Origin of the sequence: Euzebya rosea (assembly GCF_003073135.1) — a bacterium.
GTDB lineage: Bacteria > Actinomycetota > Nitriliruptoria > Euzebyales > Euzebyaceae > Euzebya > Euzebya rosea.
In genome coordinates this window covers 62,648-74,951 of sequence record NZ_PGDQ01000005.1, presented here as the reverse complement: position 1 = coordinate 74,951, position 12,304 = coordinate 62,648, and the positions used below count along the sequence as shown (strand labels likewise).

The following is a 12,304-nucleotide window of genomic DNA, read 5'->3' as shown; positions in this document are numbered from 1 at the left end:
TCTCGGCTGCTGGGGTGACCGGGGTCAGGTGAGCCTAGACCGATCCACCCCGCCGACGGAATCCGACGCTCAGCGGTCGCCGTTCGCGGGCTGCGGCGGCATGTCGACCTCGCGCCGCAGGCTGGTCCGGCCGGCGTCGAAGGCCGCCCGGATGTGGCTGCTGAACCTGCCCTCCACCGCGGCGAGCGCGCGTGCGCCGAACAACACGTCGGGGGCCAGCGTCGGGTCCTGGTCGACCAGGCTCTCGGCCATCTCCAGCGCCTCGAACTGGTGGCTGGCATCGGCGACGACGTGGGTGTCGTAGAACAGGCAGGTCCAGTCGTCGGCCCCCAGCCGGCGCAGGGCCCTGGCGTACTGCGTCATGGGGATGACCGACGCCATCTCGAAGCCCGAGAGGTGCCCGATCAGCGCGCCGCGGTGGCGACGGTGCAGGCCGAAGAGCGAGATCAGGTTCACCGTCGACAGCGTGACGCCGGGGATGTGGTCCAGGTAGGCGCCGTAGGTGGGGTCCAGGCCCATGCGCTGCATCGACATGCCGAACAGGCCGGCGTGCATGTCCGCGGTCACCCCCTCGCCGTACTCGTCGGCCTGGATGTGCACCAGCCGGGCCTTGGGGTCGCCTGCCAGCCGGGGCAGCGCCCAGGTGTGCGGGTCGGCTTCCTTGCGCTGGTACGCCGATCGCTGGACGGTCAGCTCGACGAGCTGCGCCCATGTCCCCTCCGTCGCCATGCGCACGGCCAGCATCTCCGGGTCGGGTTCCTGGGGGGCCAGGGCCCACAGCTCGTCGGCCAGGTCGAACCCGGCGGGCAGGCGGCCGACCTCGTCGCGGACCCGCTCCTCGAAGGCGCGTTCCAGCTGCGCGCGGTGGGCCAGCAGGGCCGGGTCCCACTCCCAGGTGTCGTCGATGCCCTCCAGCCCGCGGTAATGCAGCTCGTAGCACAGGTACAGGGCCAGCGGCGCGTCCTCACCGGTCAGCGGGTCGTCGGTCGGCAGGGGCAGGTCGGCCATGGCCCCCGGGCGCTCCTGCAGCTGCTTGAGCAGGGCCTGGCTGGCCTCGCCACGGGGCTCGGGCAGCGGGCTGGGACGGCCCTGGTCGATGATGGTCGGTCGTGCGGGGCTGGTGGCGGTCGTCACGGCGGCGCTCCTGTCGGGTCTTCGGGGAGGGCGGGGCGGCCGGGGGTCGGGGCCGTTGCGTCGCGACTCGTGAAGTGTGCGACTGCGTTGTGTGTGCCCCGGAGCACCGGACTTCACTCCTCGACGCGGCGTGTCGCGGCAACCGAGTGCTCGAAACCGCCGGGTGGTCGCGATGCTGAGACCTGATCTCGGAGGTCATGGCGTTCGCCCCACGGATCGGCGAGGGTGACTACAGTCACGTCAGCCGTTGGTCGACCCGGAGGACCCGAGATGAGCACCCACTTCCACACCTGTCCGCTGTGCGAGGCGACGTGCGGACTCGCGATCGAGGTGGTCGACGGGCCGCAGGGCCTGCCGATCGTCAACAAGGTGCGTGGGGACGACGAGGACGTGTTCTCCGGCGGGTACGCCTGCCCCAAGGGCCTGGCCATCAACGAGCTGCACAACGACCCCGACCGGCTGCGCGCCCCACTGGTCGACGGCGAGGAGGTGTCGTGGGACCGGGCCTGGCAGGTCGTGGCCGAGCGACTCGGCGGCCACCTGGAGGCCAACGGCCGTGACTCGATGGCCATGTACCTGGGCAACCCCAACATCCACAACCTCGCCGGCCAGCTGTACGTGCCGGCCCTGGCCAAGGCGGTGGGCACCCGTCACATCTTCACCGCCTCGACGGTGGACCAGCAGCCCAAGCACGTGTCCGCGGCGCTGATGTTCGGCGAGAAGCTGTCCATCCCCATCCCGGACGTCGATCGCACCGACTTCCTGATGATCCTCGGCGCCGACCCGATGTCGTCCAACGGGTCGCTGATGACCGCACCCGACATGCCCGGCCGCCTGCGGGCCCTGAAGTCGCGTGGCGGCCGGCTGGTCGTCGTGGACCCCCGGACCTCCACCACCGCCCGCATGGCCGACCTGCACCTGCCGATCCGGCCGGGCACCGACGCGCTGCTGCTGGCGGCCATCGCCAACGTCCTGCTGACGGAGGACCTGGCAACCCCCTCGCCGCACGTGGCCGGTGTCGAGGCCCTGCCGGCGGCGCTGGCACCGTTCACCCCGGAGGCCGTCCAGGCCGCCACCCGCCTGCCGGCCGCGACGATCCGCCAGCTGGCCCACGACCTGGCGGCCGCCCCCTCGGCGGCGGTGTACGGCCGCATCGGCACGTGCACGGTGGCGTTCGGGACCACGACCTCGTGGCTGGTCGACGTCGTCAACGTGCTGACCGGCAACCTCGACCGGCCCGGTGGCGCGTTGTTCACCACCGCCGCGGCGGGCCAGAAGAACAGCTCCGCGGCGGTCGGGGCGCGCGAGACCCGCTTCGGCCGGTACCACACGCAGGTCAGCGAGCTGCCGGAGCGGTTCAGCGAGTTCCCGTCGGCGGCGTTCGCCGAGGAGATCCTCGACGGGCCGATCCGCGGGCTGATCACGGTGGCGGGCAACCCGGCCCTGTCGATCCCCGACTCGCGGCGGGTCCAGCGGGCGCTGGAGTCGCTGGACGTGATGATCTCCGTCGACTGCTACCTCAACGAGACGACCCGCCACGCCGACGTGGTCCTGCCCGTGCCGTCGGTGCTGGAGCGCCCCCACTACGACCTGGCGTTCATGCAGCTGGCGATCCGCAACGTCGCCAAGTGGTCCGATGCGCTGTTCCACACCGACCAGCCGCAGGAGTGGGAGATCCACGCCCGGCTGGCCGGGATCGCCCAGGGCATGGGGCCCGACGTGGACCCGGCGGCGGTGGATGCCTTCGTGCTGTCGACGGTCGTCCAGCGCGAGGTCTCCGCACCGGGATCCGTCGTGGCCGGGCGTGACGTCGACGAGCTGGTCGCCGAGCTCGGCACCGTGCCCGGCCCCGAGCGCATGGTGGACTTCCTGATCCGGGTGGGCCCGCACGGCGACGGCTTCGGTGCCCGCCCCGACGGCCTGACGCTGGCGCGCGTGAAGGCCGCCCCGCACGGCATCGACCTGGGCCCGCTCGAACCCCGACTGCCCGAGGTCCTGCGCACGGTCAGCGGCAAGGTCGAGGTGGCCCCCCAGATGCTGCTGGACGACCTGCCCCGGCTGGAGGCCTCCATGACCGCACCGGCCGAGGGGTTGCTGCTGGTCGGTCGGCGCCACCTTCGGTCCAACAACTCGTGGGGCCACAACCTGCCGTCGCTGGTCGGCGGGACGAACCGCTCGACGCTGCAGATCCACCCCGACGACGCCGCCTCAACGGGGGTCGTCGACGGCGCCATGGCCGTGGTGGCGTCGGAGGCGGGGTCGGTGCAGGTCGAGGTGGAGGTGACCCCGCGGATCTCGGCGGGGACGGTGTCGATGCCGCACGGCTGGGGTCACGGGCAGGAGGGCACCCGCATGCGGGTGGCGGCGGCCCACGCCGGCACCAACTCCAACGTCCTGACCGCCCCGACCATCGACCCGCTGTCGGGCAACGCCGTCCTCAACGGCATCCCCGTCACGGTGACGGCCGTCACCCCCTGATCCCACGGGGGCTCGCCGACTGGGCAAGGCTGTCGGCGATCCGCCGACCGGCGTGGCGATGGCCGTACAGGTTTCCGGCCACGGGGCCGAGCCGCAACGCCGCTGCCGCGCCGGCCACCCACACCGGTGCGGTCCCCCATCGCAGGTCGGGCTCGAGGTCAGGCAGCCCTTCGTGGACCGGGACGGGATGCGTTCGACAGGCTGCTGCCAGCACCGGGTCCCGGTTCGGATCGACCTCCCCACCGGTCCCCAGCCACACCTCGTCGACGGAGGTGGTGCGCCCTTCGGCGGTCAGGACCGACACCTGCCCCGCCCCGGCGACCGCCTCAACGACGTCGTCCGGGGCCCACAGGTCCACCCCCTCGGCGCGACGCAGCGCCCGGAACGACCAAGCGGGCATGCTGCCGCCGCCCCTGGCCCGCCGCACCGCGGCGGCTCGGTCACGTGCGCCCAGGGCAGCGAACGGTCCCATGCGGCTGTGCCCCAGCCACCGGGGGTCGACGTCCATGCGACGTACGGTCGGCGCTCGCCGCGCCACGAGGACGACTCGGGCCCCGTCGGCCGCCGCGCCCAGTGCCAGGTGCGCGGCCGAGAGTCCTCCCCCCACCACGAGTACACGCCGTCCGTCGAGGTCGCGACCGCGAAGCCGTCCACCGTGATGCACCGCGCCTGCCGGCAGCCCTGCCACCCATGCCGGGACAACCGGCCGTCGGGGGTTGGTGGCCACCACCACGTGATCGGCGAGGATCGTTCGCCCGTCGGCCAGCTGCAGGGTCGCGTGCTGGGCCAGGCGGGCGTGCACGACCTGGCCCCGATCGACCACACCACCGAGGTCGTAGCGGTCGACGAGGTCCGCACAGAACCGGGCGAACGCGCCCACCGTGGGCAGGTCCAGGCCGTCCGGCCGCCGGATGTCACGAACCCGATCGATCCGCCGCAGCATGGCGAAGGGTTCCGGATGTGGGTGGTGCACGACCGGTGAGCGGAGGTGGGCGATCCGCTGGCTCGCCATCTGGTGGTGCCAGGTCGCGAGCCAACCGCCTGCCGGATCGATGACCCGGAGGGCATCGGACCGGCACAGCTCGGGCTGTTGCCGTGCCAGGGCCACGCAGGCCGACAGCGCGGCCGGGCCTGCCCCGACGACGAGGATGGGGACGTCCACGGGCGACCAGCCGGGTCAGCCGTCGAGGCCGGTGAGGTCGGCGACGGCCCGGCAGACCGCGGATGCGGCCACGCAGGTGATGGCGGCGTCCCCGTCGATGGGCTGGAACGCGGCGGTCAGGAGATCAGCCGTGCCCCGGGGCACGGCCAGTCCGGTCGTCGACGCAACCGCCATGCGGCGGTTGCCTCCCCATGTGCGTTCACCAAGCATCAGGTCCTCCACCTCCGGTCCTCGTCCGGACCTAATTCCCGGACGGCCGCACACCTTAATGGGAACCGATGTCATTTTCATAAACGAGCTGCGGTCGCCGCGCGCGTCCCGCGACGCCTGTCCGGCGGCCCGCTCGACGGCGCACCAGCCGGCGTTCGCGACGTGCATGCACGATGCGGTCAACCCGGCGGCTGACGACGTTCCGGTCGTCCAGGACCACGACCAGCGTGCGCCCGTGCTGGTCCGACCGGGTCAGGCCTTCAGGAGGCGGGCGATGGCGTTGGTGGCCTCGGCGAGGTGGACGTCGGCGGCGTCGGGGTCGCCGGACTTCGCCGCGTCCAGCACACATCCGCGGAGGTGGTCGTCGACCAGCATCAGGCTGACCTTCTCCAGCGCACGCTTGACGGCCGTGACCTGGGTCAGGACGTCGATGCAGTAGGTGTCGTCCTCGACCATGCGCTGCAGGCCGCGGACCTGGCCCTCGACCCGGCGGAGCCGCTTGAGCAGCGCCGCCTTGTCGTCCTGGGCGACGTAGCCGGGGTCAGTGGGATCGGTGCTCACGCCCGTCCCTCCGCCCCGAATCGGCGCAACCGCAGGCTGTTGAGGACCACCGACACCGACGAGAAGGCCATGGCCGCACCCGCGATCGCAGGCGTCAACAAGCCGAGGGCCGCCACGGGGATGGCCAGGGTGTTGTAGCCGAACGCCCACGCCAGGTTCTGGCGGATGACGCGCTCGGTCGCGCCGGCCAACCGCATGGCGGTCGGCACCTGGGCGAGGTCACCACGGACGAGGGTCAGGTCGCTGGCCTGGATGGCCACGTCGGTGCCCGATCCCATCGCCACGCCGAGGTCGGCCTGGGTCAGGGCCGGGGCGTCGTTGACGCCGTCACCGACCATCGCGACGACCAGGCCCTCGCCCTGGAGGCGTTCGATCTCGGCCTGCTTGTCGCGGGGCAGCACCTCGGCCAGCACACGGTCGATGCCCACTCGACGGGCGACCGCCACGGCGGTCCGGGTGTTGTCGCCGGTCAGCAGCGCCACCTCGACGCCGAGGTCACGGAGGTCGGCGACCACGTCGGCGGCCGAGTCCTTGACGGTGTCGGCGACGCCGACCACGCCATGCACGGTGCCGTCCCATGCGACGAAGACCGCGGTGATGCCGTCGGCCTCCAGCGCCGACCCGGCGTCCTCGAGCTCAGCGGAGAGGGACTGGCCCTGCTCGGCCATCAGGCGACGTGTGCCGACCCACCGACGGACACCGGCGACGTCGGCCTCGACGCCGGCACCGGCGTGGGAGGTGAACGATGCGGCATCGGGCAGTGACCCGGCGTCGCGGGCGGCCGAGACGATGGCCTGTCCGATGGGGTGCTCGGAGTCGATCTCCACGGCACCGGCCACGGGCAGGACGTCGTCGGGCCCCACGACGGAGGCGACCGACATCCTGCCGGTCGTCAGCGTGCCGGTCTTGTCGAACACGACGACGTCGACGTGGCGCACCTGCTCGAGCGCCTCGATGCCCTTCACGACGATGCCCATGCTGGCGGCACGGCCGGTGCCCACCATGACGGCCACGGGGGTGGCCAGGCCGAGCGCACAGGGGCAGGCGATGATCAGGACGCTGACCGCGGCGGTGACGGCGGCCGGCACGTCGCCGGTCACGGCCAGCCAGATGCCGACCGTGGCAAGGGCGATGACGATGACGGCCGGGACGAACACCGCGGACACGCGGTCGGCCAGCCGCTGGGCCTCGCCCTTGCCGGCCTGCGCACGTTCGACGAGCGCGGCCATCTGGGCCAGGACCGTGCGGGATCCGACGGCCTCGACCTCCACGGTCAGGGCGCCGCCGCGGTTGACGGTCGCCCCGGTCACGGCGGATCCGGCGGACTTCTCCACCGGTACGCTCTCGCCGGTCAGCATCGACTCGTCGACGGCGCTGGCACCGTCGACCACGGTCCCGTCGACGGGGATGGTCTCGCCCGGACGAACGCGCACGCGGTCGCCGACGGACAGCTCCATCACGTCGACCATCCGCTCCGCTCCCCCGTCGGGGTCGATCAGCCGGGCCTGCTTGGCGCCGAGCTCGAGGAGGGACTGCAGCGCATCCCCGGCGCGGGCCTTCGCACGCGCCTCGGCGTAGCGGCCGGCGACCAGGAACACGACGATGAAGACGGGGGCGTCCCAGTAGCGGGGCATCGCGCCGGCCAGCCACTGGACGGTGGAGTACCCCCACGCCGACAGGGTGCCCAGCGCGATCAGGGTGTCCATGTTGGTGGTCAGGGCCCGGGCCCGACGCCACGCCTCGTGGAGGAACGGCCAGCCGACCCCGAAGGTGACGCCCGTGACCAGCGTCCAGGCGAACCAGCCCTCGGCCCACATGGGCATGCCGGCCAGCATGAACCCGCCGAACAGCAGCGCGATCGGTGCGCCGACGAGCAGGCGGCGCTGCCACGACCGTTCGTGGGCGGCCTGCTCGGCCCGGCGGTCCTCGGCACGGCGGTGCGGGACCAGGCCGTAGCCGATCCGGTCGACGGCGGCGACGAGCGCTGCGTCGTCGACGGGGGTGTCGCCCGACCCGCTGCCCGAGCCGTCGGCGAGCCGGACATGGGCCATGCCCGTGGCGTAGTTGACCCGGGCATCGACGACCCCGTCCTGCTTGGACAGGACGCGCTGGACCCTGGCGGCGCACGACCCGCAGGTCATGCCCTCGACGTCGAACTCCAGCTCCAGGTCGATGCCGACGTCAGCGGCGGGACGGGAGAGGTCGGTCATCGCGGCACCTCGTACCCCTGTTCCTCGATCGCGGAGACCAGGGCGTCACGAGTCACGACGGACTCGTCGTAGGTCACGGTGACGTTGGTGGACTGGACGTCGACCTCGGCGGAGGTGACGCCGTCCATCGGCTGCAGGGCACCCTCGATGGAGGCCTTGCAGTGACCGCAGTGGATTTCGGGAACGGAGATGGTGTCGGTGGTAGCCATGCCACCAACTATACCCCCTAGGGGTATTGGTTCAACCTCGAATCATCCGCGATCGCTGACCCCGGCGGCGCCGAGCTCGCGCAGCGCCGCACGCAACCGTGCGCAGGCCTCGTCCAGCGCCGCCGCGCCCGGGTCGGGGTCGACGTTGGCGAAGCTCAGGTCCTCGAGGGTGTCGATGCCGGCCAGGTGGATGTGCAGGTGCGGGACCTCCAGCCCGGCGATCATCAGCCCGACCCTGGTCGGCGACCACGCGGCCTCGATCGCCCGCCCGATGGTGTGGGACACCTCGAACAGGTGGGCACGCAGCTCGGCGGAGGCGTCCAGCCAGTGGTCGACCTCCTCGCGCGGGACGACCAGGGTGTGGCCGGGGGTCAGCGGGTTGATGGTGAGGAAGGCCACGCAGGTGTCGTCCTCCCAGACGAACCGTCCGGGGAGGTCTCCCTCGATGATCTTGGTGAAGAGCGTCGTCATGATGCGCAGTCTGCACCGAGGCGCCGTTAGAGTGCGCCGACATGACCACAGTCACCCCGTCGCCACATCCGCTCCGCGCCCTCGTCGAGTCGGGCAGCCACCACGGCATCGAGGCCCTGCTGCACCCCGACGTGCAGTTCCGCTCCCCCGCCGTCCACACCCCCTACGTCGGCCGCGAGACCTGCCTGCACCTGCTCGGGCACGTGGTGGAGGTGTTCGAGGACTTCCGCTACGTCGACCAGATCGACACGGGCAACCGGACGGGACTGGTCTTCCGAGCCAACGTCACCGCTCCCGACGGCAGCACGAAGGCGGTCGAGGGCTGGGACTACCTCACCCACGACGAGGACGGCCTGATCACGGAGTTCGCCGTGATGGTCCGCCCGCTCAGCGGCCTGATCGCGCTGGCGCAGGCGATGGGTGCACGCTTGGAGGCGGACCCCGCCCCGACGGCTGGCTGACCCTCCTCGGGATTCCCCTTCGGACACCTTCCGCGGTAACCTACGCTCGCGTAACCTACGCTTGCGTAACCAACAGCTCCTCGCACGACCGCCGATGAAGGATTCCCCCATGTCCACCCGCCCCCGCCTGACCGACGCCGAGCTGCTCAACGAGCTCGAACCCCGCGCCGAGGCCTACCTCGACCGCCACATGGACATGGTCGAGATGTGGTACCCGCACGACTACGTGCCCTACGGCGACGGCCGGGACTTCGAGTCCGAGCCCTGGACCCCCGACCAGCCGACGCTCACCGGCGTCGCCCGGACGGCGTTCTTCGTCAACCTCATGACCGAGGACAACCTGCCGTCCTACCACCGCGAGATCTACGACATGTTCGGCAAGAAGGACTCGGCGTGGATGACGTGGGTGCACCGCTGGACCGCTGAGGAGGGCCGCCACTCCATCGTCCTGCGCGACTACCTGGTCCTGACCCGCCAGGAGGACCCCAAGAAGCTCGAGGACGGGCGCATGTCGGTCATGGAGGAGGGCTACGACAAGGACGGCAAGAACACCCTCCGCGGGATGGCCTACGTGTCGTTCCAGGAGCTGGCCACCCGCGTCGCGCACCGCAACACCGGCCGGTACAGCAAGGACCCCGTGGCCGACCGGATCATGGAGCGGATCTCCAAGGACGAGAACCTCCACATGATCTTCTACCGGGACATGCTGAACGACGCCAAGCACGTCGACCCCAACGGTGTCGTGGAGGCCATCGCCGACGAGGTCATCGGGTTCCAGATGCCCGGCGCCGGGATGCCCGACTACAACCGGATGGCCATGCAGATCGCCATCGCCGGCATCTACGACCTGCGGGTCCACCACGACGACATCGTGTGGCCGATCCTCCGCAAGCTCGGGATCTTCGAGATGGAGGGCCTCGACGCCGCTGCGGAGAAGCGCCGTGAGGAGCTGGCGGACTTCCTGACCGCGCTGGACGGCATGGCGACGCAGTTCGAGGAGAAGCGCGCTGCCAAGCAGGCCAGGGCCGCCGCCCGCGACCAGCAGCTGGTCAGCTAGCTGGGCAGCTAGCTTCTCTCGGGGTCGTCGTGGCTGCGCACGGCGACCGGGGCCTCCTCGGGCGGCAGCAAGCCGATCAGGTCCGCCGGGGGTGTCGGACGGGCCAGCAGGTAGCCCTGGGCGAAGCGGCAGCCCAGCTCGGCGAGGCGAGCCAGCTGCTCGTCGGTCTCCACGCCCTCGGCCACGACCTCCAGGTCCATGGCGTCGGCCAGCCCGATGATGGCCTTCACGATGGCCAGGTCCGCGCGATCGGTGACCAGGCCGGCCGTGAACGACCGGTCGATCTTGATCTCGTCGACGGGGAAGCGCTTGAGGTAGGACAGCGAGGAGTAGCCGGTGCCGAAGTCGTCGATGGACAGCCGGACGCCGAGCGCTCGCAGCGACCGGAGCATCGCCTCGGTCGCGTCGATGTCGTCGAGCAGGACGCTCTCGGTGATCTCCAGGCCCAACGCGTCGGGCGGCAGCCCGGTGGACTCCAGGACCGCAGCGATCGAGCCGACGAGGGACGTGTCACCGAACTGGCGGGCCGACAGGTTGACGCTGACCCGGAGGTCGGCCAGGCGGGGGTCCTGTTCCCGCCAGCGGGCGACCTGACGGCAGGCGCGCCGAAGGACCCACAGGCCGATGGGGATGATGAGGCCCACCTCCTCGGCGAGGGGGATGAAGCGATCCGGCGGGACCATGCCGACGTCCGGCCGTTCCCAGCGGACGAGTGCCTCCACCCCGACGGGTGAGGGCTGTCCCAGCTTGTAGACGGGTTGGTAGTGGACCCGCAGCTCGTCGCGGGCGATGGCCCGGCGCAGCGACTGCTCGGTCTCGACACGGTCCAGCAGCTGGGTGTGCATCGCCCGGTCGAAGACCTCGATGCGTGCGCGGCCTCGCTGCTTGGCGCGGTACATGGCCACGTCGGCGTCCCGCAGGACCTCTCCGGCGTCGCGCCCGTCCGCGGCCACGGTGACGCCGACGCTTGCGGTGATGACGATCTCCCGGTCCTCGCCCACGTGGAGCGGCCGCGAGACGGCCCGGGTGATGCGCTCGGCCATGCGGCGGGCCTCGTCGCGCTGGAGGTTCTCGGCAACGACGACGAACTCGTCGCCGGCCAGCCGGCCGACCAGGTCGCCGGGGCGGACGCAGGCCCGCAGGCTCTGCGCGACGCCGACCAGCACCCGGTCGCCGACGGTGTGGCCGAAGCTGTCGTTGACGTTCTTGAAGCGGTCGAGGTCGACGAACAGGACGGTGACGTCGTGGCCCCGTCCCTCGTAGAGGACCATCTCGAGGTGTTCGCTGACCAGGGAGCGGTTGGCCAGCCCGGTCAGGCCGTCGTGGTTGGCCCGGTGGACGGCTTCGCCGTAGGCGGTCCGCATCGCCTCCATGGCGCTGGCGTCGTTCAGGGCCATCGACACGTGGCCGGCGAAGGAGTCGAGGACGTTGCGCGTGGCGGTGCCGTAGGTGCGCGGGTGGCGGCTGGCCACGACGAGGCAGCCGATCACCCGGCCGTCCTGCTGCACCGGGGCGGCCATCGCCGACCTCACCCCCAACGACTCGATGTCGGGTGCCCGGAAGCTCGAGCTGTTGTAGTCCTCGACGGCGATGATCTGCTCGCTGCGGATCGCGTGTCCGACCAGCCCGACGTCAGCCGGTCGGTGCGTGGCGATGACGTGCTCGTGGCCGGACCGTCCGACCGACGCCGCGAGGCGCAGGACGGACCGGTCGTCGGGCTCGAGCAGGCGCAGGACGGCGATCTCGTGGTCCAGCACGTCGGCCGCACCTTCGGCGATGAGGTCGAAGACGGTCTGCAGCGGCTTGCGCTGCAGGATGCTTCGTTCGATCACCCCGAGGCGTTCCAGCAGCTGCTGGCGCCGCTGGAGCTGCAGGAGCAGTCCGCGGTTCTCCGCTGCGGTGGCTTCGGTCCGGTGTCTGAGGGTCCGTTCGACCTCCAGCGCCCGCAGGGGGCGCAGCGCCAGCGCGAGGACGCCGGCCAGCATGTCGAGCAGGGCGTGGTCCTGCTGACCGAACGGTGCCGCGGTCCGCATGACCAGCAGCCGCAGGCGCTCGTCGTCGACCGGCACGTCCACCCGTGCGACGTGGCAGATGCCCGTCCCGGGCACCTCCGCGATCGACCGGTCATCGGCCGCGATGGCCGCCAGCACCTCCATGGGCTCGCGACCACGACGGAAGCCGACGGAGGCCAGCACCCGTCCACCTCGCGTGATGACGGCGAACTCCGCTTCCACGGCGATGGCCGACCGCTGGACCGCACCGGTGAGCGCGGACTCCTCGTCGAGGTAGGACCCGACGGCGGCGAGGAACCCGGCCAGCTGCTGGGCCGTCCAGTCCGGACGCGGGGACAC

Annotated in this window: 11 protein-coding genes; 3 read left to right on the top strand and 8 right to left on the bottom strand. The window is 71.6% G+C overall.

The features are described from left to right. Positions 1-69: 69 nt before the first annotated feature. Positions 70-1,134 (bottom strand): iron-containing redox enzyme family protein, encoded by a 1,065-nt coding sequence (locus CUC05_RS07510; RefSeq protein WP_205712197.1) that lies wholly within the window; start codon positions 1,132-1,134, stop codon positions 70-72. Positions 1,135-1,404: 270 nt separating this feature from the next. Between CUC05_RS07510 and CUC05_RS07505 the strand changes: the two genes are divergently transcribed. Further along, positions 1,405-3,612 (top strand): molybdopterin dinucleotide binding domain-containing protein, encoded by a 2,208-nt coding sequence (locus CUC05_RS07505; protein WP_108665483.1) that lies wholly within the window; start codon positions 1,405-1,407, stop codon positions 3,610-3,612. Here CUC05_RS07505 and CUC05_RS07500 read toward each other — a convergent pair. The 6 genes from CUC05_RS07500 to CUC05_RS07475 all read right to left on the bottom strand — a co-directional run bounded on the left by CUC05_RS07500 (position 3,602) and on the right by CUC05_RS07475 (position 8,435). Beyond that, the gene (locus CUC05_RS07500; RefSeq protein ID WP_108665482.1) at positions 3,602-4,774 is read right to left on the bottom strand and encodes an FAD-dependent oxidoreductase; all 1,173 of its coding nucleotides are present in this window, start codon (positions 4,772-4,774) and stop codon (positions 3,602-3,604) included. The two genes, CUC05_RS07505 and CUC05_RS07500, sit on opposite strands and share 11 nt — an antisense overlap. Before the next feature lie 15 nt (positions 4,775-4,789). Further along, a complete protein-coding gene (locus CUC05_RS07495; RefSeq protein WP_157965324.1) occupies positions 4,790-4,948 on the bottom strand; it encodes a hypothetical protein in 159 nt (52 codons plus the stop codon). A gap of 288 nt (positions 4,949-5,236) precedes the next feature. Continuing rightward, on the bottom strand, positions 5,237-5,545 hold the full coding sequence (locus CUC05_RS07490; protein WP_205712196.1) for a metal-sensitive transcriptional regulator: 309 nt from the start codon (positions 5,543-5,545) through the stop codon (positions 5,237-5,239). Then, entirely contained in the window at positions 5,542-7,755 is a 2,214-nt protein-coding gene (locus CUC05_RS07485) for a heavy metal translocating P-type ATPase (RefSeq protein WP_108665480.1), read from the bottom strand. The genes CUC05_RS07490 and CUC05_RS07485 overlap by 4 nt, the downstream gene beginning before the upstream one ends. Continuing rightward, a complete protein-coding gene (locus CUC05_RS07480) occupies positions 7,752-7,964 on the bottom strand; it encodes a cation transporter (RefSeq protein ID WP_108665479.1) in 213 nt (70 codons plus the stop codon). The genes CUC05_RS07485 and CUC05_RS07480 overlap by 4 nt, the downstream gene beginning before the upstream one ends. Before the next feature lie 42 nt (positions 7,965-8,006). Next, positions 8,007-8,435: an HIT family protein gene (locus CUC05_RS07475; protein WP_108665478.1), complete on the bottom strand. Its 429-nt coding sequence runs from the start codon at positions 8,433-8,435 to the stop codon at positions 8,007-8,009. Positions 8,436-8,476: 41 nt separating this feature from the next. Here CUC05_RS07475 and CUC05_RS07470 point away from each other — a divergent pair, with 41 nt between their 5' ends. Then, positions 8,477-8,896: a nuclear transport factor 2 family protein gene (locus tag CUC05_RS07470; RefSeq protein ID WP_108665477.1), complete on the top strand. Its 420-nt coding sequence runs from the start codon at positions 8,477-8,479 to the stop codon at positions 8,894-8,896. 109 nt (positions 8,897-9,005) lie between these two features. Then, entirely contained in the window at positions 9,006-9,953 is a 948-nt protein-coding gene (locus CUC05_RS07465) for an acyl-ACP desaturase (protein ID WP_108665476.1), read from the top strand. 8 nt (positions 9,954-9,961) lie between these two features. Here CUC05_RS07465 and CUC05_RS07460 read toward each other — a convergent pair whose 3' ends face one another. Then, positions 9,962-12,304: a putative bifunctional diguanylate cyclase/phosphodiesterase gene (locus tag CUC05_RS07460; protein ID WP_108665475.1), complete on the bottom strand. Its 2,343-nt coding sequence runs from the start codon at positions 12,302-12,304 to the stop codon at positions 9,962-9,964.